Raw genomic sequence first — 25,419 nt, 5'->3', positions numbered from 1 at the left:
GCAGAGGTATTGTTCGAACAACATCTCTGCCTTTTCAATTCTTTCATCAGCCGGCCAAGGAGTCCTCCATTTCTTTTGGATAAGAAATCTGACCTCTTGTCCTTTTCATTTCACGGCGCAGGAAGTATAGGGTGGTAACGGCTGTAATTGAATCACTGATAGGCATGACAAACCATACTCCCTTTAACCCCATAAAGCGGGGGAGTATGAATAGTAAAGGGATAAACAGCAGAACCTGGCGCATCAAGCTTAATAATAAGGAGATTTTAGGTTTTCCGATTGATTGGAAATAGTTAGGTCCCACTACTGAAATGCCTAAAATAGGAAGGGCAAATAAGAAGATCTTCATCCCTTCTACCGCCATTTGAGTAAGAGCAGAATCATTATTAAAAATGCCAACGAAGAACGCAGGGAATAATTGAATCAGTGCTGCACCAAGGCTTAAAACGACCGTTGCCGCAATGATTGAATAAATCAACGCTTTTTTGCTGCGATGATATTGCCTTGCCCCGTAGTTGAAACCGATAATTGGCTGAGAGCCTTGATTAATACCGAAAATCGGCATTAGGAAGAACAATGATATGGAGTTAATCACGGTCATTGCACCAATGGCCATGTCTCCGCCATAGGTCATCAATGTATTGTTTGCAAATATTTGTACAAAGCAAGAGGCAAGCTGCATAGCGAAAGGCGCCATACCGATTGCGAAGATTGTTTTGATAATCGATATGTTGAGTTTCATGTTGATTAATGAAATTTTTAATACAGATGAACCTTTTGTGAAATGGAATAATAACCAGAATGCTGTAATCGCCTGAGAAATAACAGTAGCAATGGCCGCTCCTTGGATACCTAAATCGAAACCGAAGATAAGAATTGGGTCTAAGATCATATTAATTGCACAGCCCACTACCATAACGATTGCTGCTAATTTAGGATGTCCATCAGCACGCGTCATATGTGAGAAGGCAAAAGCGAATAGGTTAAAGATAATTCCGATAAGGATGATTTGGATATAGTCTTTAGCAAAAACAATGGTTTGATCAGTTGCTCCGAACGAGCGCAGCAATGGGTTTAAAAACAGTAGCCCAAGAACAGTTAATCCAATTCCAAGGAAGATTATTAGCTTAGTCGCATTACCGATAATTTGCTCTGCTTCATTTTTATTGCCTTGCCCTAGTTTAATGGATATACTGGCTGTCGCACCGATTCCCACTAACATCCCAAATGCCAATATTAGTGTCATAATCGGCATTGTAACTCCAACGCCTGTAATGGCCATTGGGCCCACATTAGGGATATGCCCGATGAAAATACGGTCTACAATATTATATAGAGCATTCACGATCATCCCGATAATGGCAGGAACTGAATACTTCAATAAAAGTTTTCCGATTGATTCTGTGCCTAATACGTTTTGATTATTCAATGGTTTTCTCCTTTCAATAAGCTGGTTGTGATTTTTTTCAGCAGATAAGTCATCTGTGCTTCTTCTTCTTTTGTTAAACTCTGTTTGATGGTTTCGTCCCAAGCGTGAAGTTTATTAAATACTTCTTCCTTAATGTTCAATGCTTTTTCTGTAATAAAAACCTTGTAATAGCGTTTATCTTTTTCATTGCGAACCCGATAAACTAAATTCTCCTCCTCTAATTTCTTTATCGCTCTAGCAACGGTTGCTTTGTCGACTAAAAGAAGCTTTGCCAGCTCCTCCTGACTTACGCCGTCTTTGCGGTAAAGTTGTAAGAGAAAGGCGTATTGTCCAGAGCCGATTCCATATTCCTGGAGCTCTTTAGATATTAAGGCTGACCCTTTACAATAAATTTTCGCGATATAACGTCCAATATCCTCTGAATGATTACTATTCATATTAACTGTCACCCTCTCTTACAGAATTTGTTTAGAAAGAAAATATGCAATTCTGTTATTTACCTATCAACTATATGCATTCATTCAATAAACATTATATTAGTATAATAATAGATAGTTGTTTATGCAACTATTTTTTCTTTCTTCCTTAATGGAATTGATTGATATTCCTGTAAGTGTTTTTAAATAAACGAACCCTTCTCTTTTGAACAAAACAGAAGCCAATTTATTAAAGGGTATGAAGATTGAACAGAATCTTCTTTTTTGTGGATTTAATTGACGAGGGAAACAAAGTCTTGCTATTCTAACTCCAATACATATAGTAAGATTCTAGTACTGGGGGTGTTGTCTTGCGTAGCTTCTTGTTGAAAGTAAATAAACCGTTATTTCGCGCTCTCCTGCTTGCGATTTGCATCCTTTCTTCTATTGTGTTTGTGAATCATAATCATGCACTTTATGATAAGCCTATAGCAGAAGTGACAGAGGTAAAGACTGTTGATACGGAGGACTTATTGGATCGATTTGAGAATCATGATTCCCTCTATACGCAGGAAATGAAAGCAGTCATGAGAAATGGTGATCTAAAGGGTCAGGTGATTTCTTTAACCAATATGTATTCTGATTCGGGAGCATATGATATAGATTATCAAGTTGGCAACGATGTTTTTGTCACTATTAAGGAATCAAGTGAGACTGATTCGCTCACTGGCACCATCCAGTCGTTAAAGAGAGATCACTATGTGCTGCTGGCGGCATGGGTGTTCATTTTAACGCTTTTATTTGTTGGAAGGAAACAGGGTTTTTTTGCGGTTATTAGTCTTGTGGTGAATGCGTCCATCTTGTCTTATGCATTGGATGTTTATCTGGGCACAGGCATAAGTTTACTCTGGATTTGTGGTGGCTCTGTTGTTATTTTTACTGTTATTTCTCTTATACTTGTCAATGGCCTTAATGAGAAGACCTTTGCTGCTATTATAACGACCTTGCTCGGGACTTTTGTATCATTTGGTCTGACATTTCTTGTGATGGAAATGACGAAGGACAGCGGTCTGCGCTATGAAGAAATGCAATTCTTGACGAGCCCATACCGGATGGTATTCCTGGCTGGGTTATTCATTGGGTCGCTTGGTGCTGTCATGGATGTGGCTATTACGCTTGTTTCTTCTATCTTTGGACTTTATGAAAAGAAGCCTGATATATCGGTTAAAGCACTGCAGACATCTGGATTTGAGATTGGCAAGGATATAATGGGGACAATGACCAATATTTTATTTTTCGCTTATATAAGCGGGTCAATTCCTATGTTAATCCTGTATTTAAAGAATGCATCCCCTCTTGGATTTACCCTTTCAATGAATCTTTCATTAGAGATGGCTAGAGCATTTGCGGGAGGAATTGGAATCGTCATCACTATTCCGATTGGATTATATACGGCGATTTTCTTTATTAATCGAAAAAGGAGCAGGCTATGAATACACTTGTGTCACTGGCGCTTCTGTTGTTTATCCTTATGCTGATCATCGGAGGGAGAAAAGGGGCCAGGTCTTTTATTGCAATATTCTTCAACTTTATGGTTCTGATGATTTCAGTCATTATCATGTTAATTCCGCAGGCTGACCCAATCATCGTAACGTTTATTGCCTGCGTGATTATTGGCTGCATAAATTTGTTCTTTATTAATGAAATAAATACAAAAACAAAAACAGCCTTTCTTGCTTCGCTTTTGACCATTATTGTTCTGCTTGCATTCATATGGGTTCTGACTGATGCTTCGAAGATACAAGGATTCGGAGAAGAAGAAGTGGAGGAGTTGACGATTTTCTCCCTTTACATAGGAACTGACTTTGTGAAGATTGCTGCATCTGTTATTATCATGAGTACAATCGGTGCGATAACGGATGCTGCCATGGCTATCTCTTCTCCAATGTTTGAGATGCGCTTCCATCATCCTTATGCGAGCAGGAAAGAATTCTTCTCGTTCGGCATCCAAATTGGTAAAGACATTTTAGGTACAAGTGCTAATACATTATTCTTTGCCTTTTTTGGCGGGTATATGGCCCTGTTGATTTGGTTTAAGGATTTAGACTATTCCTTTGGTGAAATCATCAATTCGAAGATTTTCAGTGCCGAAATGATGACAATATTCTGTGCAGGCACTGGAGTGGCATTAGTTATTCCAATGACCGCCTGGATTACAGCCTATGTCTTTACGAGAGTGAAGAAGACTGAGACATAGTAGAAATTATTGAATGAATTCTCCCTTTTCGGGGAGAATTTTTTTGTTGGTGTAAGTTGAATGCATTTGTAAATAATTGTAAAATTATTGAGAGGACAAATATTTATTGGAGGACTTTTGATCAAAATCATTCTACGAAATTTATTAACTGTCTTAGTTGTAACAGTCTTTATTGCATTCCTCTTTGTTGGGTTTCTACTATTTATCGAAGATATTCAATTGGTCGACATCATACCTTTTACGTTAATAACAATTATGTACACCTCCCTTTTAGTGTTTCGCTTTGGATTTGTATCCTCGATCATTGGTAAATGTTTTGCTTATTTTGCTCAAAACGAGCATCATCGAATGGCTATAAAACTGCTAATCTATTGTTTATCCCTGTCTCTATTTTTATCTCTGGAGGAAAGTAACTTATTTTTCAATATCCTTGGTACCATTGGTGCGATAGCCTATATCCTCTTTGATGAGTTTTGGAGGAAAAGAAGCAGCATGGCAGCCGGTTTAGTCTAAGAGATGTCCGTTTATTCGTTTTCATTTACAAAAGAACAGAAGGAATATTCAGTGGATTAATGCCAGATGAAAGATACATAATTCTGTGTAATTTGGAGAATAGTGTATAATGAATGGTGGTAAATGGAAAAGAGAGGAGTGGATGGGAAGAATGAGAATAGTGAAACAGTTGATTTTGTTGAATCTGCTCGCTTTTTCTGCATGGAGTGCGGAGGCGAGTGCTGAGGGCAGACAGGTTAAATTACATAGTGAACAAAAGATTAGCATTGAGAACAAGGAACTGCCGGCTGATATGAATCGCTTTCCAGGGGGGAACTATTCCTTTACCTATCCAGATGCGGTTCGGGGAGTTTATGTAACGGGCAATTCTGCCGGCGGGAGCAAATATCAAGAACTTGTCCAATTAATTGAGTCGACAGATTTGAATGCGATGGTCATTGATATTAAGGATGACCGCGGGAATTTGACTTATCTGCCGGATGAGTCGAAGCCTTATGCAAAAGCGGGAATGAACTTGATTAAGAATCCGGAGAAATTGCTGAAGGATATGGAAAAGCGGGAAATATATCCAATTGCCCGTGTGGTTGTCTTTAAGGACAGCTATTTAGCGAACAAGAAGCCGGAATGGTCCTTTAAGGACGGGGAAGAGGTTTGGAAGAATGGACGCGGGGAGTCCTTCGTAAACCCATTTGTGAAGGAAGTATGGGATTATAATGTCGACATCGCGATTGAAGCAGCTAAGATGGGCTTTGAAGAGATCCAATTTGATTATGTCCGTTTTCCTGAAGGATTTGAAAGAAGGGATAATGAGCTTAAATATTCCGTCGGCGATTACGGAGATAAAGCTGTAGATAATGTACAGCACCGAGTGAATGCTGTAACGGACTTTGTGGCTTATGCGAAGGAGAAGCTTGAGCCTTATGATGTTGAAGTGTCCGTTGATATATTCGGGTATTCGGCAACCTTGCCGGAGGCACCAGGAATTGGACAGAATTTCTCGAAGATCTCAGAACATGTTGATGTCATTTCCTCGATGATTTATCCAAGTCATTGGACCTCTTATTTTGGTATCACGAAGCCAGACCTTGAGCCATACCAGCTGATTAAAGAATATGCCAAGCTTGAGAATAAAAAGCTTGGTGAATTGAAGAATCCACCGGTATCAAGGCCTTGGATTCAGGATTTCACCGCTACGTGGCTTGGCAAGGGCAATTATATGCCTTATGGAAAAGAAGAAGTAGAGGCTCAAATCAAGGCTTTGAATGAGGAAGGAATAGATGAATTCCTTCTATGGAATTCCGGTAATCGATACACCCCTGGGGTGGACTATACACCATAAAATGAAGAAAAGCAGCAAGACCGAAGCGGACTCGCTGCTTTTTTATTACTTTGGCTTGCCGCCGACCGACTTGAATCCTGCTTGTGACAGGCTTGTTTGTTTCACAAAGGAGTTTCTCTTCTGACGAGGGGAAAGGAGATGGCCGATACCGTTTGTAAGCGGGCCCATAAAGGCCGTTAAACCAATGACAAATAAAGCGAACAAGAAGAAATCAACTGCATATTCGGTCATTCAAGGGTCCCTCCAATATATTTCATGAATGTAAAGTTCTTTACAATTCCATTCTAGCCGGTTATTTAGCAGATGAAAAGGGAAAAAGTGTAAAGAATGTAAAAATGCGTGTTGCCGTTTGACTTAAGTGCAACCAGAAATCAAAGGAGAGAAGACAAGACACATGACTTGGTACAATAAACTAAAAGAGTATTTCCCAAAGGAAGAAATGAAATCTAAGGAACATTTTGATGCTCTATTGAATAATAAAAACAAGAACTATTACATTGATGAAGGAAAAAACCATATTCTACTGTATGCAGAAAGAGATGAGTTTATCTTCATTGATTATTTATATGTCATTGGCAATGTGAGAGGCAACGGGATAGGAAAGAAGCTGCTTGAGCAATTGAAGCTGAAGGGTAAGCCGATCTTTCTCGAAGTTGAGCCAGTTAATGAAACGGAGCAAGACACAGAAAGCAGACTTCGTTTTTATAAACGTGAAGGCTTCCAGCATGCGAGCTCTGTTTATTATAAAAAAACCTCCCCAGCAACAGAGGAGGAAGTGGAGCTTGAGATTCTTTATTGGTCCCCGGACCCTGCACTCATGGAGCATGATGTATTAAAGGGAATGCAAGATGTATATCGGGAGCTTCATACGTACAGGGATGAAGAACTATATGGCCGTTCGTTTGAACCGACAGAGCAGGCTTTAAAGATTCATGTTGATAAGGCAGATATATTAGAAGAAATCAAAAGCTGAGGTGTAATTGCCTCAGCTTTTGACCTGTGTAAGGGATGTTTACTCGCAATTGGCAGCGGGTATTAAATAGAATAAGGGGATTGAAATACTTTCCTATTAAGTCCATAGAAATGGTACTTTAGATTTGGTTAATATGACAAATATTTCATCAATATTATGTTTTGTGTAATATTGAGAAATTGAGGCAGGTTTTTCTAAAAAAATCTACCCAACCCAATATTTATCATGTATAATAAATTTAATGTGTTTCTTATTTATAATAATTACAATATAATCACATTACCAATATTATAAACCTATAACTTTACATAGTCGAATATAAAGCCACTGATGGATTTGCGAACTATAACGATAGGGAGAGTGACAGGGAATGGTAACACTATACACATCACCTAGCTGTACGTCATGTAGAAAGGCAAAAGCGTGGTTAGAAGAACACGATATTCCATATAAAGAACGTAATATATTCTCAGAAACATTGAGTCTTGATGAGATTAAGGAAATCCTTCGCATGACAGAGGATGGAACAGATGAAATCATCTCTACACGTTCAAAAACATTCCAGAAGCTGAATGTGAACTTAGATAATCTGCCATTGCAAGAACTGTTCACCATTATCCAGCAAAATCCAGGTTTGTTAAGAAGACCAATCATTATCGATGAAAAGAGATTACAGGTCGGCTATAATGAAGATGAAATTAGACGATTCCTTCCTCGGAAAGTCAGAACCTTTCAACTTCGCGAAGCTCAACGCCTAGTAAACTAACTGCATTACATTCTGCCCCTTGTTAAGCAGCAAGGGGCTTTTCACGTTCATTTAAATGGGCTTTTTGTTTATTTTAATAAAAATAGGTTATTTTGTTTCCCTCTGCCATATATTTATCATAAAATATAACTAGGACCACACTTGACGAAAGGTTCATCCATGATTAACATTTTTTAAAACAGGGAAAAGATATAACAACCTAGTTTGGGGGTAATCCCTTCAATTGACCTCAAACCAGAAGGGAGAGAGTGAATCATGGAAATCGAGCGTATTAATGAAAACACTGTGAAATTCTATATTTCATACGGAGACATAGAGAAGCGCGGCTTCGATCGTGAAGAGATCTGGTATAACCGGGACCGCAGCGAAGAACTATTCTGGGAAATGATGGATGAAGTGCACGAAGAAGAGGATTTTACAGTAGAAGGTCCACTTTGGATTCAAATCCAAGCACTTGAAAAAGGATTAGAAGTGTTAGTTACGCGTGCTCAACTCTCCAAGGACGGCCAAAAGTTCGACTTGCCGATTGACGACCCAGCCAATGCGGTTGATCTGAAGATTGAATCAATGCTGAATGAACATTTTCATCCGGAGCAATCAATGGATGAACAAGCTGTAGAAGAAGGACCGCTTCAGTTTGTCCTTACTTTCCAAGATTTTGAGGATGTTGTGGCACTCAGCAAAACAAATGGAGTCCATGGAGTACTCACGAAACTATACTCCTTTGAGAATAAATACTATCTTTATGTTGAATTCCCTGAAGGGGAATTTGAAGAAGATGAAATAGACAATATTTTATCCATCCTTCTAGAGTATTCGGATGAATCAAGGGTAACCATTCATCGAATTGAGGAATATGGTTCTGTCATTATACAGGAAGATGTATTTAAGACAGTTAATCAATATTTTGCATGATTGTAATCAGCTAGTTTCCATTTTGGGAACTAGCTTTTTATTATTCTTTAATAGCAAGCAGGGGTCAAAAACCCTAAAAATGGGTATAGAGGAAGGTCGTACTACATTTTGAGGATTAGGGTGAATAGGCATGAAGACCACGGTTAAAATCATTTTATTCTTATTAACCATTTTTATTGTTACTTATTTATACCGCGAGAATATTCAGAGTGATCTTGTCCAGTACATCAGTATTGGAGGGACATTATCAGTTATCTTTATCGGTTTTATTATTTTTATGGAAAATCGGCATCCGACGCAGACGCTGGCCTGGCTTGTAGTGTTAGGCGCTTTTCCATTGTTAGGATTTATCTTTTATTTATTATTTGGTCGCAATTATCGAAAGGAGAGAATGTTCAAGAAGAAATACTTCCTTGATAAAAAGGTTTATTTAGGGAGTAAAGCTCCGAAAGAAGGCTATACACATCCAGCGATTGGGGATGATGACTACGATAAACTTCTAGGACTCGCTGAAAAACTCGGCAATACGAATATTTCTATCTCCACTGAAACAGAAGTTCTGACAAATGGCCAGGAAACATTCGAGGCAATTAAAGAAGCCTTACGTTCAGCAGAGAATCATATACATATGGAATATTATATTGTACGAAATGATGAATTGGGGTCAGAGATAAAAGATATTCTAATTGAGAAAGCGAAGCAAGGGGTGAAAGTCAGGTTCTTGTATGATGATGTCGGTTCCTGGAGGCTTCCGGCTAAATTCATCCGTGAAATGAGAGCCTGGGGGATAGAAGTGGTTGCATTTGGACCCGTGAAGATTCCCTTCTTAAATAATAAATTTAATTTCCGTAACCATCGTAAAATTATCGTCGTGGATGGCTATATTGGCTTTGTCGGCGGATTGAACATTGGGGATGAGTATTTAGGAAAGGATGAATCAATTGGGTTCTGGCGGGACACTCATTTACGATTGAAGGGTGAGGGTGTCAGAGCCTTGCAGTTAATATTTATTCAAGATTGGTATTATATGACCGACCATAGCTTCTTGACGGAAGATTATTTAATGCCGAAGGAAACGCCGAATGAAATTCATGGCGGAGTTCAGGTTCTTGCAGGCGGGCCTGATAATGAATGGAGTGTAATCAAAAATATATACTTCTCTATGATCACGTCAGCGAAAGAATCAGTATGGATTGCCTCCCCTTATTTCATACCGGATGAGGATATATTCTCCGCCTTAAAGGTTGCGGCTCTGAGCGGAATTGATGTAAGGCTGCTGGCGCCTAGCAACCCTGACAGCCGTATTGTCTTCCATGCCTCCAGGTCGTATTACCCTGAATTACTTGAAGCTGGGGTGAAAATCTATGAATACAGGGAAGGCTTCATGCATTCTAAGATTATGATTGTAGACGGGCAGCTCGCTTCAATTGGTACATCCAATATGGATATGCGGAGCTTCCATTTAAACTTTGAGGTGAATGCGTTCTTGTATCGCACCAACAGTGTCAAAAAGCTTGTTCACGATTACTTGCATGACTTGCTTGTCTCTAATGAACTTCACAGTGAAACCTTTCAGAACCGCAACTTCTTCGTACGTTTCTTTGAGTCCTTATCAAGATTGCTATCTCCCTTCTTATAATTGCTTGCATAGGAGGATTATCAGCCCTTTTCTAGAATTAGAATAATGACCTTAATTCTAGAAAGGAGCTGTTTGGATGTTGATAGCGGCCGACGAAGAAGGAAGACTTGTTCATTCGACCCATTTGGCAGAACGAAAGAATCGAATATTCAAATGCCCCATTTGCCAAAAGCGTGTACTGTTCAAGGCGGGAAGCAGACGTATTCCTCATTTTGCCCATCAAAGAGAAGAGCGTTGTCCAGGCATGGATGAACCCGAATCCATTATTCATTTAGAAGGGAAAAATCTTATTTATGAATGGGCATTACAATGGGCGGAAAGGGCTGTGTTAGAGCAATATTACCATTCCATCTCCCAAAGAGCGGATATTGCCGTTCATGCGGATGGACTAGACTATGCGATTGAGTTCCAATGCTCAGCTCTTTCTGCAGAAAGACTTATCGAAAGGACAATGGGCTATCAGGAGGAAGGCATTGAACCAGTTTGGATTTTCCATTTACCCCTTCTTAAGAAAAAAGGCAGTATGGAGTGGTCACTGCCGGCATCTCTCCAATCGGCCATTCGATTATCCCCCTCAGGAGATTTATACCTCTTATTCTTTGATCCTCAAAACCCTAAAACCGTTCTTCTACTTCGAAATCTCATACCTATTACGAAAGAAATATTCTTTGGACAAGCTGAAAGGCTTCCGTTAAAAGGACGTACTATCCGACAATGGCTGAGGCCGAGAGCAAGACCTTTCTTGTATATACGGGAGTGGATGAGAAAGCGTGAAAGTCTGATTCGGAATGAGTGGAGGTATCAAGGAGCCAAGAATCCACTTCTTCGCAGCCTCTATTCCATTGGCATACAAGGCATGCTGCCGAAAATGATTGGCATTCCCCTCAAAAGTTCATTTCTGTATGGAAGTGCACCGCATCATTGGCAAGGGCTTGTCTTCATGGATTTGCTTAATTGCCAGCAAAAGCATGGAGAAATTACACACTGGGGAATCCGCCGGCATTTTATGGATAGACTACGTAAAAGAGAGATAGTGATCAGGAGCCTGCCCAGCGTAAAGATACCCTTCTTCGCTCCGGTAGAGGAATATATGAGATTTCTTGAAAAAACGGAATATTTAATAAAAAATAAAGAAAATAGCTATATAATAGAGGAAGGGTTTCTGACAAAAGAGATGCAGCATTCTACGATTAATCAGGTGGTGCTGGACTTTTTAAAAGAGGAACACAATGATTTATGGCGAAACTAATTTAGATATGTGATGAAATGGAGGGAATGAAATGGCAGCAGATGTAAACCAATTGCCAGAACGTAATGATATCCCGGTGGAGGACACATGGAGGCTTGAGGATATTTATGAAACAGATCAAGCTTGGGAGAATGAATTCAAGGAAATTCAGGAATCTCTTCCAAAGGGTAAACAATATCAAGGTAAATTAAGCGAAAGTGCAGATGTATTATGGGATGCCTTGCAATTTCAGGATGAGATGACAGAACGTCTTGGCCGCTTATATACATATTCTCACATGAGGTATGACCAAGATACGGGTAACACCTTCTATCAAGGTATGGATGACAGGGCCAAGAATCTGTATTCACAGGCTTCCAGCATTTTCTCTTATATCGTACCGGAGATTCTTTCAATCAATGAAGAAACAATCAATCGCTTCATGGAAGAGAAGGAAGAGTTAAAGCTTTATGCACAAGTACTGAAAGAAATTAATTTGCAAAGACCGCATGTGCTGTCTGCTGATCAGGAGGCAATATTAGCGCAGGCATCAGAAGCGTTAAGTGCCTCATCCAATACATTCGGCATGCTGAATAATGCCGATCTTCGCTTCCCGTCTATTAAGGATGAAAATGGTCAGGAGGTTGAACTCACTCACGGAAGGTATACAAGATTCCTTGAGAGCGCTGACCGCCGTGTGCGTAAAGATGCGTTTGAAGCGATGTACAAGACATACGGCCAATATAAGAATACATTTGCAAGCACACTTGCAGGAACGGTTAAGAAGGATAATTTCTATGCAAAGGTTCGTAATTATTCATCCGCACGTGAAGCGGCGCTTTCTGCCAATAATATTCCGGAAAGTGTCTATGAGAATTTAGTAGGTGCCATTCATGATAATCTTCATTTGCTGCACCGCTATGTCAGCCTGAGAAAGAAAATTCTAGGTGTTGATGAACTTCATATGTATGATCTGTACACGCCGCTTGTCAAGGACGTAAAGATGGAGATTCCATATGAGGAAGCGAAGGATTATGTCTTAAAAGGGTTGGCACCGCTTGGTGAGGATTATGTATCTGTTTTGAAAGAGGGCTTTGATAACCGCTGGGTGGACGTGCATGAGAACCGCGGCAAACGGAGCGGGGCTTATTCCTCAGGGGCATATGGAACGAATCCGTATATCTTAATGAACTGGCAGGATAATGTGAACAATCTGTTTACACTCGCACATGAATTTGGTCATTCTGTCCACAGCTATTACACAAGAAAGAATCAGCCTTATCAATATGGAGATTACTCCATTTTCGTTGCAGAGGTTGCCTCAACAACAAACGAAGCTTTACTGAATGATTATTTATTAAAGGAAATTGACGATGAGCAGAAGAAAATTTACTTATTGAACCATTACCTCGAAGGCTTCAGAGGCACAGTATTCCGCCAAACCATGTTTGCCGAATTCGAGCATTTAATTCATAAGATGGCTCAGGACGGAATTGCTCTGACGGCTGAAAGCTTTACAAAAACGTATTATGACTTGAATAAGAAGTACTTTGGCGAGGATATTGTGATTGATGAGGAAATCGGCTTAGAATGGTCTCGTATTCCACATTTCTATTACAATTACTATGTTTATCAATATGCAACTGGTTTCAGTGCTGCTGCAGCCTTGAGCAGTCAAATTCTCGAGGAAGGGCAGCCTGCAGTAGAACGCTATTTAGGATTCCTTGAGGCTGGATCGAGTGACTTCCCGATTGAAGTGCTGAAAAAAGCCGGAGTGGATATGACGTCTCCGGAGCCAATTGAGGCGGCATGCAAAGTGTTTGAAGAAAAATTAACCGAATTGGAACAGCTGTTAAATAAATAAACAAGGTAAAAGCGGAGGGCATATATCCCCTCCGCTTTCTTTCGTCTGGTCTAAAATCCTTTAAACCGTTTCTTATGCCGAATACCACAAATAAAAATCAGGAATGAAGCAAAAAGTATAGGAGAGGAAATGTAAAGCGGGATGACATGCATCAGCCCGAGAAGCTGCAGGAAGAAAGAAATCATGATGAGGCATAGCAAGCCGATGAGATAAAATTTTTTCATAAAGAATCCGTCCCTTTAGTTAATAAAATTTCGATGCTGCCTATTATTATCGTATGGCGGGCACGCAAATTTATGAAATGAATGTGACATTTTTGTGAATCGGTGAACAAAATGCTTGTCAGATTCATGAGGATTTGCTATATTAATATTGTGAAGTTGATCACTAGCAAACATTTACCCCTTTGTTTGACCGTGAAAAATTTCTCCCATCCCCTTTGTTCGTATGAAGAAGAAGACTCTGGCCGATTACAGAGTCTTCTTCTTGTATATTCAGGTATTTATTTTATTTTTATATAATATAGTAAAAGGGCTTTTTGAAATTTTTACCTATATCTCCAAAATGTTTCTGATTGCAGCGGAATATGCTCAACTGCCTGCTTCAACATTAATTTCTTCATTTCACGTTCAACCTCATGAGGCTCCATTTGATAAATATAGCTAAGCTCGGATGTGGTGACTACCTCAAATTCCTTTGCGCATTCTTCCAAGGCAGGCAATGCGTTGGCTTTCGGCTGGAATCCTAAAATCTCCTCAAGTATCTGCACATAAATCTCATATGGATAAGAGCCTGCGACCTTGATGCCTTCTTCCTCCATCTTCTGATTGAAGAAGACAAGGGAAGGGAGGTCCTGAACATCCATTTCCTCTGTTATCTTCAAATCACATTCCAAAGCTTTAATGGCACTATCTGATTGAAGGTCTCGAACGAATTCATCATAGTCGATATCTGCTTTCTCTGCACAAGTCAGAAGTGTATCAAGCGCATCTACGCATTCCTGGTTTATAAAAAGGGATTCTTGTATTTTCTTGAAATAACGATATCCTGCTTTTTTACCTTGAAGTTCTGCTGCCTTAATGGCAATTGATGTAATATGACCGGCAAATTCCTTCTCAATCCATAGCTTCTCACACGAAATGCCTGATTGAGAGGTCCTTGACTTCTCAGGCAGCCGTGTATGAGTTTGCTTGCTGAAGACATGCTTGAGCGCAAAATAATGGCCGTATTCTAGTTTCAGACGTTTGAGCGTGCGATCTAATCTGAAGCAGGAAGGGCAGGTAGGGTCAATAAATACATAGATTTCTAAAGGCTTTTCAAGAGGCTTGAAAAAATGATGCACGGTAGACCAATCATGCCAATTGGAAGAGGACGCTTTATGATTTGGCATAAAAATCACCGCTTCCAAAGGATTCTTTTGTGTTAATCATATGCTGGGCTGTCATCGTCAGCCGCCCTAATATATACTCTCTCAATGGATTTTCCACATTTACTGTATCCATCGCTCTTTCCATACACTCCAGCCAGGCCTCTGCCCGTTTTTGTGTTATTTCAAACGGCATATGCCTTGCTCGCAACATTGGGTGTCCATGTTCTTCTGTATAGATGGACGGTCCTCCAAGGAACTGAGTGAGAAACTGCTTCTGTTTACGTGCTGTTTCGCTCAGGTCTTTCGGAAAAATGGGAGCTAGAAGCGGATGGGATCCCACATTACCATAAAATTCATTCACTAATTCATGTAATTTAGCTTCTCCCAATGCCTCGTATGGTGTCAGATTTACTTCAGCCATACATCATTCTCCTCTATTTATAATTGGTTTTACATATAACCATAATTTTAGCAAGGGGGACCTTAATTTTCCAATATCCTGCTTTTCGACCGCGAATTGCTGAGCAAATAAAAGAAAAAGATGAGCATATGTTCGCTCACCTTCCTTACGCATAATATTGATGCAGCACCTTGTTGACATAGTTTTTTGTTTCCTCAAAAGGAGGAACTCCCCCGTATTTATCCACATTACCAGGTCCGGCATTATAGGCTGCAAGCGCAAGTGTGATATCTCCGTTATACTTGGAGAGCATATTCCGTAAATACTTCGTTCCACCCATAATATTATCATGCGGATCAAAGACATCAGATACCCCCAGCCAGGAGGCGGTGGAAGGCATTAACTGCATTAATCCGGAAGCACCTGCCATACTGACCGCGTCAGGGTCAAATCCGCTTTCTTGTTTGATGACAGCGCGTATTAACTTTTCAGGTACATCATAGGTTGTTGCTGCTTTACGGATGATATCGTCATAGTTCCCGCTTGCAGGATTGTATGATGCTTTAATCGTTTGGCTTGATGTCGGTTCTAAGCTGCCAAGCCCGGAATGAATCAAGGTTGCGATTGTTCCAAGCCCAAGTGATGAAGAATCATTGCTGGAACTAGAAAGCGCCTCTCCAAGCATAGATTGAAATAGGGCTGCTGTTTCTGGCCGGGTGTTGCTGTTTTGGCTTCCAAGTGTTGAAAAGGATTGAAGTGCCTGTATTTGCAGGGCGATAGGCAAGTCACTTGCCCTCATGTTGATCACTCCTCAAGTTTTTTCACTCTTTGCATCTCCATGAAAAAGCGTTTGACCTTATTATCGGTTGCCCGCGCTGGAATGTTTGCCGTTTGGAGCAATTCCTGAAAGATTATTTTTCCCTTCTCATAATGATTGGCTTCAAATTCAAGCTCATAATCAGTCACATCAAAATACGTGCTCTTATCAAAAACAAGCAGTCCATCTTCATAAGGGATTTCAGCTCTGGCAGTCGTTAAAGTTCCAAAGCAAGAGAGAAGATTTGGGTCAATGCCCATTAACCGGACTTTGTCATAAACTGGACCCTCTTGAATAGTTTCTCCTGAAAGGAGGGCTCTCGCTGCACCGGAATCAAGCGTGAGGTTTGTCTCAAGCAGTCCATGACCATCAGGCAGAGGCTGTTTCAAGGTCATTTCATACCGGCCGTTTTTTTCTCGGATACGAAGGGCGCTCTGGCAGTCCTTCAGGGCAAAGTTAGGCGTGTCGAAGTAATGGTTCTTCTGTTCAATAAATTGTTCATCGCTTATATGATGCGCCGCAATTAGGCGTTCGAATTCTGCATCCGACAATAAATTCTTAAATTCAATCTCAATTTGTTCAGACATGTTTTATTCCTCCAACTGTCATTAATGGTACCCTCTTATTATGACTTTTTGGTAAGTTTACATCAATCTTAGAAATGAGTTATATTCTTGTGATAAAATAGGAGGTAAGCAGCTAGAGAAGGAATGGTCATCACAATAAGTAACAAAAACTAAGTACATAATTGTTAAATAACAAACAGCCATAGGCTAATTTTGAATAGAACAGATAAAGACAGAACCGTATCCAGCTCGCTAAGGTATTGTTTATGAAAAGTAATCCAGGTGGTGGAGTCCATGAGTAGAAATTGGGATGAATTTTTAGCCCCGTATAAACAGGCAGTTGATGAATTGAAAATTAAGTTAAGGGGCATTCGGTCTCAATTTGATTTGGAAAACGAGCATTCTCCGATTGAGTTTGTGACTGGACGGGTTAAGCCAGTTGCAAGTATTCTAGATAAAGCATATCAAAAGCATGTACCCGAAGATAAATTAGAATCAGAAATCCAAGATATAGCTGGATTGAGGATTATGTGCCAATTCGTCGATGATATTAAACAGGTCGTTCTTCTGCTTCGGCAGCGAACCGATTTCACCATTCTCGAGGAACGGGACTATATCACCAATAAAAAGGCAAGCGGGTATCGCTCCTATCATGTCGTCATTGAATATCCGGTTCAAACCATTCATGGCGAAAAGAAAATCATGGCGGAGATTCAAATCCGGACGCTTGCCATGAACTTTTGGGCGACAATTGAGCATTCGCTGAATTATAAATACAATGGACAGTTCCCGGAAATATTGAAGAAAAGGCTTGAGAGTCTTGCAGAGGCTGCCTTTCACATGGATGAGGAAATGACCCAGATTAAGCTTGAAATTCAGGAAGCCCAAGCTTATGTCGTGAAAAAGAGGGGGAAAAACACTTAACAGGTGGGGATGAATATGAAGTATGCTGTCACGTCAAAAGGTGATACTAAATCAAATGAACTAATGCAAAAAATTAAAGATCAGCTGGACAGTCTCGGGGTCATTTATGATGAAGACCAACCGGATATTGTCATTTCCGTAGGCGGTGACGGGACATTGCTGTACGCTTTCCACCGGTACAGCTCCCGTCTTGATCGGACTGCCTTTGTCGGTGTTCATACAGGCCATCTAGGCTTTTATGCGGACTGGATTCCTGAGGAGATTGAAAAGCTTGCGACGGCAATCGCAAAAACGCCGTATCAGACGGTTGAGTATCCGCTGCTTGAAGTGACGGTCCGTTACAGCCATGGGGGCAGGGAGTCGAAATACTTAGCCTTGAATGAATCGACCGTAAAAAGTGTGGGCAGTACCCTTGTCATGGATGTGGAAATTAGGGGACAGTCCTTTGAGCGCTTTAGAGGAGATGGGCTTTGTGTGTCAACGCCTTCAGGCAGTACTGCCTACAATAAAGCATTGGGCGGTGCCATCATTCACCCATCCATTCCGGCGATTCAATTGACGGAGATGGCTTCCATCAATAATCGGGTGTTTCGGACAATCGGGTCACCGCTTATTCTGCCAGGGCATCATACCTGCATGCTGAAGCCGGTGACAAGCGATGATTTCCAAATTACGATTGATCATTTAAGTCTTTTGCATAAGGACGTGAAATCCATTCAATTTCGAGTGGCTGATGAACGTATCAGGTTTGCACGCTTCAGGCCATTCCCTTTCTGGAGAAGAGTTCGCGATTCCTTTGTGACAGACTGATTAGCAGGGGCCGAGTCATTCGGCCCTTTTTTCATGAGGTAAAGAAAGATTTGAAGATAAAGGATGAGTTTGATGGCAAAGCCGTTTATGTTACAATTCACTGCTGCAAAGGAGGAGGAGGGAATGCTCCTGCGCGAATTTCTAAACCGTAAAAAAATCTCCAAGGCGGCCCTGACTGATATCAAGTTTAGGGGCGGGAAGATCATGGTCAATGGGTGCATTGAAAATGTTCGGTATATCATTCAGCCTGATGATAGGATTATCGTTCAATATCCACCTGAAGCATGCAGTGAAAAGATGAAGGGAGATGATCTCCCGCTGACCATTAAATATGAGGATGATTATGTACTGGTCATTGAGAAGCCGGCAGGCATGAATACCATTCCTTCTCGGGAACATCCAACGAAAAGCCTCGCCAATGCTATTGTTCATTATTATGAGCAGATTGGGCATCAGGCGGCTGTCCATATTGTAACAAGGCTTGACAGGGATACATCTGGATTGGTACTGATTGCTAAGCATCGGCATATCCATCACTTATTTAGTCTGTTCCAGAAGGAGAAGTCCGTATCAAGGGAATATTATGCCTTAATTGAAGGACATATCCATCCTCCTGAAGGCCGTGTGGAAGGGCCGATTGGCCGTATGGCTGACAGTATTATAAAGCGAGAGGTCCGTCCAGACGGTCAAGCTGCGTTGACCCTGTACAAAACGATTCAGCACTATCCATCCTATTCATTGCTCCACTTGAAATTGATGACAGGTCGCACCCATCAAATACGGGTTCATATGTCACACATGGGACATCCTTTACTTGGGGATGATCTATATGGCGGATCGAGGGCTTTAATCAATCGGCAGGCACTCCATTGCGGTTTCTTGACATTCAATCATCCAATCACGGGTGAACAAATGCGGTTTGAGAGCGTCCTTTCACCAGATATGAGCTGCTTGATCAGCGAATAAGAAAAGAAGAAAGAGCTGAAAGGGAAGCGGTCCCATTCAGCTCTTTTCTCATTCGCTATAAACATGAAATTTCTCAGGCACAAATGGAAGAGAAGAATTCACTTGATAAAAGGTTTTCTCCGGATAACGAAGACCCGTCAATTTCCCTCCAAAAACAGCTCCTGTATCAATATTATACGTGTTGTTCTTCACTCTCGGCTCTAAAACAGGTGTGTGGCCATATACGATCATCGGATTGCCTGTATGCTTCAAAGCCCAATCGAGACGCTCTGGACGTCCATCCGGAAGACTTCTGCCCGTTATATCACCGTAAAGAACGAAGGTTTGCACCTTTTTATTCTTTACTCCAATTAGTTCCTTCTTGATACCGGCATGAGCGATGACAAGATTTCCTTTATCAAGGACGAGATATAACGGTGATTCCTCATATAGCTGGATGAATTTTTTTCTAACTTTTTTCCTTGTTTTCGAATCTAAGGCTTCAAGTTCAGCAACGGTAGTTTCCAATCCATGGGTAGCATGTACTTTATTCCCCAGGAAATACCGGTATAATTTATTGCAATGGTTTCCAGGCACATACAGGCCTTTTTTTTGCTGTATAACAAGCTCCCAAACAAATTCAATCATCTTAACGGATTCAGGGCCGCGGTCTGTAATGTCCCCAACAAATACAGGCAGATACCCTTCTGGATGATAGGGCATTCCATCCTCAAAGAGATAGCCCATCTTTTTCAATAGCTGCATGCATTCGTCAAAACATCCATGCACATCTCCGATACAATCATACATCATTGACCCTCCCATCCACTTCTCTATATCCTTCCCAGTGATTGCTTGTTTCAACTAAACCCTTTTTTGGTAAATGAATCATATAGAAATAGTATATCGTTCAACTAGCATGAATCAAAATGAACAATACTGTATTCACGAAAGGAGGCTAATTCAGTGGATGACCATAAGGTTTTAACAGACGGGTATGGGGCATTGCTGGCAGAGGGGAAATATGACAAATTCAGGGGGCAATATTTAACCCTCCACCCATATGACCAATCCCAAATATACATGCAGCTAAACCGAGAAGAGAGGACTATTGTCTCTTATTATCTATCACCGGAAGAAATGGCGGAAATAATGGGGAACCTCCTTGATGAGACAGAGCTGCTAGAGGATGCATTAAGCGATATGGACCCAAATTATGCTGCTTCTGTGATTGCCGATATGTATACGGATGACGCTGTTGACTTGCTCGAGAATTTAGAAAAGGAGCAGACTATTAGTTACTTAATGCTGATGGATAAGGACCGAGCAGAACCCATTCGCCATCTCCTTCATTATGAGGATTCAACCGCAGGGAGCATCATGACAACGGAGTACATTGGTGTCTCAGAGAATCAGACGGTCAGGGACGCTATGCAAATGCTTCGAAAAGAGGCATTGGATGCTGAATTAATCTATTATATTTATGTCGTTGACCACCAGAATAAGCTCACTGGAGTCATATCCTTGCGTGATTTATTGGTCGCTGCTGATGATACGTGGATCTTTGAATTGATGAATGAGCAAGTCCATTATGCAAAAGTAAGTGATGATCAGGAAACAGTTGCAAGGATGATGAGGGACTATGATTTCCTGGCATTGCCCGTCGTCGATTTCCAATTGCATATGGTCGGAATTATTACAGTAGATGACATCATGGATGTTATGGACGAAATTGCCTCAGACGACTATTCCAAGCTAGCAGGGGTATCTGAAATGGAAAAGCTAGATACTAATCCGCTTTCCTCTGCTCGAAAACGATTACCTTGGCTGATTATCTTATTGTTCCTCGGATTGATTACAGCAAACCTAATTAGTCATTTTGAGAGTGCTCTATCTCAAAAAGCAATCTTAGCAGTCTTTATTCCATTGATTGCAGGGATGGCAGGCAATACAGGAACACAAAGCCTTGCCGTCATCGTGCGCGGGATTGCCACTGGCGAAATTGCAGAAGAGAATAAATGGCTCCTCCTGTTGAGGGAAGCAGGTACAGGTCTTATCACGGGCGTTACATGCGGAATTCTCGTGACAATCCTTGTCTTTGCCTGGCAGGATGATCTTTTCCTAGCCATCCTTGTCGGTAACTCCATTCTTGTTTCCCTAATGGTGGCTACATTGGCGGGCAGCCTTGTGCCGCTGGTTATGAATAAGCTCAAAATCGACCCGGCTGTAGCTTCAGGACCTTTTATCACCACGATCAATGACTTAATCAGTATCGTCATTTATTTCGGAATGGCCACCATTTTCATGAGTCGCCTAGGATAATTTAGGAAATAGGCTTTACATGAAGATGGTTATTAGTATAAATTAGTATCAGGTACTAATAATATGTATTAATTATGGGGAGGATTCCTTTTATGAACGTGAATGTGGATAATAAGACAATTGTCATCATGGGAGTAGCCAATAAACGGAGCATCGCATGGGGAATTGCGACTGCCCTTTATAAAGCTGGGGCCAGACTGATTTTTACATACGCCGGTGAACGGATGGAAAAGGGAGTACATGAATTAGTCGACAGCTTAGAGGGAGGGAAAGACACCTATGTCCTTCCATGTGATGTCACAAGCGACGCAGAAATCGAAAGATGCTTCGCCGATATCCGCGAAAAATACGGAAAAATCGATGGAATCGCTCACTGCATTGCTTTCGCCAACAAAGAAGAATTAAAAGGCGAATACTTAAATACAAACAGAGAAGGCTTCTTATTAGCTCAAAACATCAGCTCCTATTCACTGACTGCCGTTGCCAAGGCTGCCCGGAACATGATGAATGAAGGAGCGAGCATCGTCACTCTCACTTATTTAGGTGGAGAAAGAGTTGTCCAGAACTACAATGTTATGGGAGTTGCAAAAGCAAGCCTCGAAGCAAGCGTTAAATACTTGGCCAATGATCTCGGACCATCCGGCATCCGTGTAAATTCCATCTCTGCAGGAGCCATCCGGACCCTCTCAGCCAAAGGAGTCGGCGACTTTAATACCATTCGTAAAGTATTCGAAGAAAAAGCCCCGCTCAGAAGACAAGTCACACAAGAAGAAGTCGGAGACACAGCCCTATTCCTCTTTAGCCCGTTATCAAGAGGGATCACAGGAGAAAACATTCATGTCGATTCAGGATTCCATATTTTGAGTTTATAATAGATCGATCCAGAAAGGGAGAAGCAGTGGCTTCTCCTTTTTTATTTGGTTATTCATTCTAAGCATGCATGGGAGAGTAGTGGAAGGGTGCGAGAAGGGTGGGAAGAGCCATGCATATCCCACCCCTTGCCCAGGCTGCGCATAGGAGAGATGGTGGAAGAGTGGGAGAAAGGTGGGAAGAGCCACGCAAGTCCCACCCTTTGCCCAGGCTGCGTATAGGAGAGGGGGTGGAAGAGTGGGAGAAAGGTGGGAAGAGCCACGCATATCCCACCCCTTGCCCAGGCTGCGCATAGGAGAGATGGTGGAAGGGTGGGAGAAGGATGGGAAGAGCCACGCATATCCCACCTCACGCCCATGCTGAGCATAGGAGTGGTGGAAGAGTGGGAGAAAGGAGGAAAGAGCCACGCACATCCCACTTCACGCCCATGCTGCGCATAGGAGGGGTGGTGGAAGAGTGGGAGAAGGATGGGAAGAGCCACGCATATCCCACCCCTTGCCCATGCTGCGTATAGGAGGGGTGGTGGAAGTGCGGGAGAAGGATGGGAAGAGCCACGCATATCCCACCTCACAGCCAGGCTGCGTATAGGAGAGATGGTGGAAGGGTGGGAGAAAGGAGGGAAGAGCCACGCATATCCCACCCCTTGCCCAGGCTGCGTATAGGAGAGATGGTGGAAGGGTGGGAGAAAGGAGGGAAGAGCCACGCATATCCCACCCCTTGCCCAGGCTGCGTATAGGAGAGGTGGTGGAAGTGCGGGAGAAAGCCAGTAAGTCGAGCTTATCCCCCCCTTTCGCTTAGTCAAATCTATTATCAACCTACTAACATTCTCCTAGGGTTTTATGCATGAATCTCTTCTTTTAACCATAAAAATAGACAGACTATTACACTATTTTATTAAAGGGAAAGATAAAGAAAAAATGGTAAGTAAAGTAAAAAAATCAAATAAATTGTAGTCATTTTCCAAAACCTGTGACATAATAAATCATAATATTTTAATAATTTATATTACTCAAATAATAATACATAATGTGCAGGAGGGAATTGTTTGGGGGACTCTGTGGTTTTAGATGTAAGAGAATTGACTATCTCATTTCGGACAGATGGTAAAGAGGTTCCTGCGGTTGAGAAGGTTGATTTTCAGCTAAAAAAAGGAGAAATCCTCGGGATTGTTGGAGAATCAGGGAGCGGGAAGAGTCTGACGTCCCTATCAATTATGGGACTATTGCCTAAGCCGCCGGCAATCGTTGATTCTGCTTCTTCAGTCATATTTAACGGTGAGGATTTGCTTAAATTGCCGGAGAAGAAGATGAGAAAGATTCGGGGAAACCAAATTTCAATGATTTTTCAGGAGCCGATGACTTCCTTGAATCCGTTGTTTACGGTTGGACAGCAGATGACAGAAGCATATCGGCTCCATCATGATACGAATAAGAAAAAGGCATTTGCTGAATGTGTGGCGATGTTAAAGCAGGTTGGTTTGCCAAGGGCTGAGAGTATGATGAAAAATTATCCCCATGAGCTTTCAGGCGGGATGAGACAGAGGGTTATGATTGCGATGTCCATGGTGTGCCGGCCGAAAATATTGATTGCCGATGAGCCGACGACAGCACTTGATGTGACGATTCAGGCGCAAATTTTGAAATTGATGAAGGATTTAAATGAAAAGACCGATACATCGATTATTCTTATCACGCATGATCTTGGGGTTGTTGCAGAGGTATGCGACCGAGTGCTCGTCATGTATGCAGGCAAGATTGTGGAGAAGGGGAATGTCAGGGATATATTTAAGAACCCGAAACATCCATATACAAAGGGGCTGCTAAAGTCTGTGCCTGATATTCGTCAAAAGGACAGCAAGCTGTATTCCATACCGGGCAATGTGCCTAAGCCAGGTACCATTGATAATGGCTGTGTGTTTGCACCGCGCTGTGAATATGCCATGCCGGCATGCGGAACCGTGTCTCCATCCTTGCAGAAGATCTCAAATGAGGGGCAGATGGTAAGATGCCTGTTATATCAAGGAGAGGGAGGGGAAGCGGCTCATGACGGAGCAGTTATTAAAGGTTAATGGCCTGAAGAAGTATTTCCCAATCAATGGAGGAATCCTCAGCCGCAAGCAAGGCGAGGTGAAGGCAGTAGATGATGTTTCCTTTTACGTGAAAAAGGGAGAAACACTAGGGATTGTTGGGGAGAGCGGCTGCGGCAAGTCGACGACAGGACGCCTCCTGATGAGATTGATGGATCCGACCGAAGGAAGTATCGTCTTTGAGGACAAGGAAATTATGAAGATGTCCAAAAGTGAGCTGAAGGCTGTTAGACGTGATATCCAAATGGTGTTCCAAGATCCCTATGCATCCTTGAATCCGCGCCATACGGTGAAGAAGATTTTAGAGGAGCCGCTAATTGTCCATGGAGTCGGTAATAAAGAGGAACGCGGAAAACGCATCCGGGAGATGATGGATGTCGTTGGATTAAGTACATATCATTTGGACCGCTATCCGCATCAATTCAGCGGCGGACAGCGTCAGAGAATTGGAATTGCCCGTGCCTTGATGACAAAGCCGAAATTAATTATCGCTGATGAACCTGTTTCAGCACTCGATGTTTCGATTCAGGCACAGGTTTTGAATTTACTTAAGGATATCCAGGCTGAATTTGGCCTGACCTATATATTTATCGCGCATGACCTTGGAGTTGTTCGGCATATCAGCGACCGCGTTGGTGTTATGTATCTCGGGAAATTGGTTGAATTGGCTAATAGTGAAGAGGTGTATACAAATCCGCTCCATCCGTATACGAAAGCTCTTCTTTCCTCCGTTCCCATTCCAGACCCGGATATTAAGAGGGAGAGAATTGAATTGACTGGTGATATTCCGAGCGCTTCAAATCCGCCAAGCGGCTGTGCGTTCCATACTCGCTGTGTCTATGCAATGGATGCCTGTAAATCCATTCATCCGGTCTATCAGGATGTTGAGAAGGGTCATTATGCTGCATGTCATCTATATGATGATGCCATCAGCAATGATAATAAAATCAAAAAATAGGGGGTTACACGTT

26 protein-coding genes are annotated in these 25,419 nt (G+C 41.7%); 17 read left to right on the top strand and 9 right to left on the bottom strand.

Annotated elements, in window-relative coordinates; genetic code table 11:
* Window positions 1-46: 46 nt before the first annotated feature.
* Window positions 47-1,429: an MATE family efflux transporter gene (locus tag AC622_RS14845; RefSeq protein WP_049671772.1), complete on the bottom strand. Its 1,383-nt coding sequence runs from the start codon at window positions 1,427-1,429 to the stop codon at window positions 47-49.
* Window positions 1,426-1,866, bottom strand: coding sequence for a MarR family winged helix-turn-helix transcriptional regulator (locus tag AC622_RS14840; protein WP_049671771.1), 441 nt, complete (start codon window positions 1,864-1,866; stop codon window positions 1,426-1,428). Before AC622_RS14840 ends, AC622_RS14845 begins: the two co-directional genes overlap by 4 nt.
* Window positions 1,867-2,216: 350 nt before the next feature.
* On the opposite strand from AC622_RS14840, the gene AC622_RS14835 reads away from it, so the two are divergent.
* From AC622_RS14835 to AC622_RS14820, 4 genes are all read left to right on the top strand, one after another.
* Window positions 2,217-3,338, top strand: a complete 1,122-nt coding sequence (locus AC622_RS14835; RefSeq protein ID WP_049671770.1) for a YibE/F family protein — start codon at window positions 2,217-2,219, stop codon at window positions 3,336-3,338.
* On the top strand, window positions 3,335-4,102 hold the full coding sequence (locus tag AC622_RS14830) for a YibE/F family protein (RefSeq protein ID WP_049671769.1): 768 nt from the start codon (window positions 3,335-3,337) through the stop codon (window positions 4,100-4,102). Before AC622_RS14835 ends, AC622_RS14830 begins: the two co-directional genes overlap by 4 nt.
* Before the next feature lie 117 nt (window positions 4,103-4,219).
* Window positions 4,220-4,615 (top strand): hypothetical protein, encoded by a 396-nt coding sequence (locus AC622_RS14825; protein WP_049671768.1) that lies wholly within the window; start codon window positions 4,220-4,222, stop codon window positions 4,613-4,615.
* 151 nt (window positions 4,616-4,766) lie between these two features.
* Window positions 4,767-5,954: a putative glycoside hydrolase gene (locus AC622_RS14820; RefSeq protein WP_049672997.1), complete on the top strand. Its 1,188-nt coding sequence runs from the start codon at window positions 4,767-4,769 to the stop codon at window positions 5,952-5,954.
* A 45-nt stretch (window positions 5,955-5,999) separates the two neighbouring features.
* On the opposite strand, the gene AC622_RS14815 is transcribed toward AC622_RS14820, so the two are convergent.
* Window positions 6,000-6,185, bottom strand: coding sequence for a hypothetical protein (locus AC622_RS14815; protein ID WP_049671767.1), 186 nt, complete (start codon window positions 6,183-6,185; stop codon window positions 6,000-6,002).
* A gap of 163 nt (window positions 6,186-6,348) precedes the next feature.
* Between AC622_RS14815 and AC622_RS14810 the strand changes: the two genes are divergently transcribed.
* The 6 genes from AC622_RS14810 to pepF all read left to right on the top strand — a co-directional run bounded on the left by AC622_RS14810 (window position 6,349) and on the right by pepF (window position 13,339).
* Window positions 6,349-6,927: a GNAT family N-acetyltransferase gene (locus AC622_RS14810; protein ID WP_049671766.1), complete on the top strand. Its 579-nt coding sequence runs from the start codon at window positions 6,349-6,351 to the stop codon at window positions 6,925-6,927.
* 370 nt (window positions 6,928-7,297) lie between these two features.
* The gene (gene spxA / locus AC622_RS14805; RefSeq protein ID WP_049671765.1) at window positions 7,298-7,693 is read left to right on the top strand and encodes a transcriptional regulator SpxA; all 396 of its coding nucleotides are present in this window, start codon (window positions 7,298-7,300) and stop codon (window positions 7,691-7,693) included.
* 255 nt (window positions 7,694-7,948) lie between these two features.
* Window positions 7,949-8,608 carry an adaptor protein MecA gene (mecA, locus tag AC622_RS14800; protein WP_049671764.1) on the top strand — a complete coding sequence of 220 codons (660 nt, stop codon included), beginning with the start codon at window positions 7,949-7,951 and terminating at the stop codon, window positions 8,606-8,608.
* A gap of 130 nt (window positions 8,609-8,738) precedes the next feature.
* Complete coding sequence (gene cls / locus AC622_RS14795) at window positions 8,739-10,247, top strand: cardiolipin synthase (protein WP_049671763.1); 1,509 nt, start codon at window positions 8,739-8,741, stop codon at window positions 10,245-10,247.
* A gap of 76 nt (window positions 10,248-10,323) precedes the next feature.
* Window positions 10,324-11,496 carry a competence protein CoiA gene (locus AC622_RS14790; RefSeq protein ID WP_049671762.1) on the top strand — a complete coding sequence of 391 codons (1,173 nt, stop codon included), beginning with the start codon at window positions 10,324-10,326 and terminating at the stop codon, window positions 11,494-11,496.
* A gap of 31 nt (window positions 11,497-11,527) precedes the next feature.
* Window positions 11,528-13,339, top strand: coding sequence for an oligoendopeptidase F (gene pepF, locus AC622_RS14785; RefSeq protein WP_049671761.1), 1,812 nt, complete (start codon window positions 11,528-11,530; stop codon window positions 13,337-13,339).
* Between the two features lie 50 nt (window positions 13,340-13,389).
* Here the strand turns inward: pepF and AC622_RS21270 are convergent, their stop codons facing one another.
* The 5 genes from AC622_RS21270 to AC622_RS14765 form a co-directional block, all read right to left on the bottom strand.
* Entirely contained in the window at window positions 13,390-13,563 is a 174-nt protein-coding gene (locus AC622_RS21270) for a hypothetical protein (RefSeq protein ID WP_197089942.1), read from the bottom strand.
* 323 nt (window positions 13,564-13,886) lie between these two features.
* Window positions 13,887-14,729, bottom strand: a complete 843-nt coding sequence (locus AC622_RS14780; protein ID WP_053103770.1) for a DsbA family protein — start codon at window positions 14,727-14,729, stop codon at window positions 13,887-13,889.
* A complete protein-coding gene (locus AC622_RS14775; protein WP_049671760.1) occupies window positions 14,716-15,129 on the bottom strand; it encodes a globin domain-containing protein in 414 nt (137 codons plus the stop codon). The genes AC622_RS14780 and AC622_RS14775 overlap by 14 nt, the downstream gene beginning before the upstream one ends.
* 145 nt (window positions 15,130-15,274) lie before the next feature.
* Window positions 15,275-15,907: a lytic transglycosylase domain-containing protein gene (locus AC622_RS14770; protein ID WP_049671759.1), complete on the bottom strand. Its 633-nt coding sequence runs from the start codon at window positions 15,905-15,907 to the stop codon at window positions 15,275-15,277.
* 5 nt (window positions 15,908-15,912) lie between these two features.
* Complete coding sequence (locus AC622_RS14765; protein ID WP_049671758.1) at window positions 15,913-16,512, bottom strand: CYTH domain-containing protein; 600 nt, start codon at window positions 16,510-16,512, stop codon at window positions 15,913-15,915.
* Between the two features lie 273 nt (window positions 16,513-16,785).
* On the opposite strand from AC622_RS14765, the gene AC622_RS14760 reads away from it, so the two are divergent.
* The 3 genes from AC622_RS14760 to AC622_RS14750 all read left to right on the top strand — a co-directional run bounded on the left by AC622_RS14760 (window position 16,786) and on the right by AC622_RS14750 (window position 19,191).
* A complete protein-coding gene (locus AC622_RS14760) occupies window positions 16,786-17,415 on the top strand; it encodes a GTP pyrophosphokinase (RefSeq protein ID WP_049671757.1) in 630 nt (209 codons plus the stop codon).
* Window positions 17,416-17,430: 15 nt separating this feature from the next.
* Window positions 17,431-18,225, top strand: coding sequence for an NAD kinase (locus AC622_RS14755; RefSeq protein WP_049671756.1), 795 nt, complete (start codon window positions 17,431-17,433; stop codon window positions 18,223-18,225).
* 72 nt (window positions 18,226-18,297) lie between these two features.
* A complete protein-coding gene (locus AC622_RS14750) occupies window positions 18,298-19,191 on the top strand; it encodes an RluA family pseudouridine synthase (protein WP_049671755.1) in 894 nt (297 codons plus the stop codon).
* 48 nt (window positions 19,192-19,239) lie between these two features.
* Here AC622_RS14750 and prpE read toward each other — a convergent pair whose 3' ends face one another.
* Window positions 19,240-19,983 (bottom strand): bis(5'-nucleosyl)-tetraphosphatase PrpE, encoded by a 744-nt coding sequence (gene prpE, locus AC622_RS14745; RefSeq protein ID WP_049671754.1) that lies wholly within the window; start codon window positions 19,981-19,983, stop codon window positions 19,240-19,242.
* 153 nt (window positions 19,984-20,136) lie between these two features.
* Between prpE and mgtE the strand changes: the two genes are divergently transcribed.
* The 4 genes from mgtE to AC622_RS14715 all read left to right on the top strand — a co-directional run bounded on the left by mgtE (window position 20,137) and on the right by AC622_RS14715 (window position 25,406).
* A complete protein-coding gene (gene mgtE, locus AC622_RS14740) occupies window positions 20,137-21,492 on the top strand; it encodes a magnesium transporter (protein WP_049671753.1) in 1,356 nt (451 codons plus the stop codon).
* A gap of 92 nt (window positions 21,493-21,584) precedes the next feature.
* Window positions 21,585-22,364, top strand: coding sequence for an enoyl-ACP reductase FabI (gene fabI, locus AC622_RS14735; RefSeq protein ID WP_049671752.1), 780 nt, complete (start codon window positions 21,585-21,587; stop codon window positions 22,362-22,364).
* Window positions 22,365-23,407: 1,043 nt separating this feature from the next.
* Window positions 23,408-24,430 carry an ABC transporter ATP-binding protein gene (locus AC622_RS14720; RefSeq protein WP_049671749.1) on the top strand — a complete coding sequence of 341 codons (1,023 nt, stop codon included), beginning with the start codon at window positions 23,408-23,410 and terminating at the stop codon, window positions 24,428-24,430.
* Window positions 24,405-25,406, top strand: a complete 1,002-nt coding sequence (locus AC622_RS14715; RefSeq protein ID WP_049671748.1) for an ABC transporter ATP-binding protein — start codon at window positions 24,405-24,407, stop codon at window positions 25,404-25,406. Before AC622_RS14720 ends, AC622_RS14715 begins: the two co-directional genes overlap by 26 nt.
* Window positions 25,407-25,419 lie beyond the last annotated feature (13 nt).

The sequence above is a fragment of the Bacillus sp. FJAT-27916 genome, assembly GCF_001183965.1.
In the GTDB taxonomy this organism is placed as follows: Bacteria; Bacillota; Bacilli; order Bacillales; family Pradoshiaceae; genus Pradoshia.
This window is presented reverse-complemented; position numbering and strand designations above follow the sequence as displayed.

Coding starts and splice junctions, on each gene's coding strand:
- AC622_RS14840 (WP_049671771.1), bottom strand. CDS start 1,866: ATGAATAGTAATCATTCAGAGGATATTGGACGTTATATCGCGAAAATT.
- AC622_RS14830 (WP_049671769.1), top strand. CDS start 3,335: ATGAATACACTTGTGTCACTGGCGCTTCTGTTGTTTATCCTTATGCTG.
- AC622_RS14820 (WP_049672997.1), top strand. CDS start 4,767: ATGAGAATAGTGAAACAGTTGATTTTGTTGAATCTGCTCGCTTTTTCT.
- AC622_RS14815 (WP_049671767.1), bottom strand. CDS start 6,185: ATGACCGAATATGCAGTTGATTTCTTCTTGTTCGCTTTATTTGTCATT.
- AC622_RS14810 (WP_049671766.1), top strand. CDS start 6,349: ATGACTTGGTACAATAAACTAAAAGAGTATTTCCCAAAGGAAGAAATG.
- spxA (WP_049671765.1), top strand. CDS start 7,298: ATGGTAACACTATACACATCACCTAGCTGTACGTCATGTAGAAAGGCA.
- mecA (WP_049671764.1), top strand. CDS start 7,949: ATGGAAATCGAGCGTATTAATGAAAACACTGTGAAATTCTATATTTCA.
- cls (WP_049671763.1), top strand. CDS start 8,739: ATGAAGACCACGGTTAAAATCATTTTATTCTTATTAACCATTTTTATT.
- AC622_RS14790 (WP_049671762.1), top strand. CDS start 10,324: ATGTTGATAGCGGCCGACGAAGAAGGAAGACTTGTTCATTCGACCCAT.
- pepF (WP_049671761.1), top strand. CDS start 11,528: ATGGCAGCAGATGTAAACCAATTGCCAGAACGTAATGATATCCCGGTG.
- AC622_RS21270 (WP_197089942.1), bottom strand. CDS start 13,563: ATGAAAAAATTTTATCTCATCGGCTTGCTATGCCTCATCATGATTTCT.
- AC622_RS14780 (WP_053103770.1), bottom strand. CDS start 14,729: ATGCCAAATCATAAAGCGTCCTCTTCCAATTGGCATGATTGGTCTACC.
- AC622_RS14775 (WP_049671760.1), bottom strand. CDS start 15,129: ATGGCTGAAGTAAATCTGACACCATACGAGGCATTGGGAGAAGCTAAA.
- AC622_RS14770 (WP_049671759.1), bottom strand. CDS start 15,907: ATGAGGGCAAGTGACTTGCCTATCGCCCTGCAAATACAGGCACTTCAA.
- AC622_RS14765 (WP_049671758.1), bottom strand. CDS start 16,512: ATGTCTGAACAAATTGAGATTGAATTTAAGAATTTATTGTCGGATGCA.
- AC622_RS14760 (WP_049671757.1), top strand. CDS start 16,786: ATGAGTAGAAATTGGGATGAATTTTTAGCCCCGTATAAACAGGCAGTT.
- AC622_RS14755 (WP_049671756.1), top strand. CDS start 17,431: ATGAAGTATGCTGTCACGTCAAAAGGTGATACTAAATCAAATGAACTA.
- AC622_RS14750 (WP_049671755.1), top strand. CDS start 18,298: ATGGCAAAGCCGTTTATGTTACAATTCACTGCTGCAAAGGAGGAGGAG.
- prpE (WP_049671754.1), bottom strand. CDS start 19,983: ATGATGTATGATTGTATCGGAGATGTGCATGGATGTTTTGACGAATGC.
- fabI (WP_049671752.1), top strand. CDS start 21,585: ATGAACGTGAATGTGGATAATAAGACAATTGTCATCATGGGAGTAGCC.
- AC622_RS14715 (WP_049671748.1), top strand. CDS start 24,405: ATGACGGAGCAGTTATTAAAGGTTAATGGCCTGAAGAAGTATTTCCCA.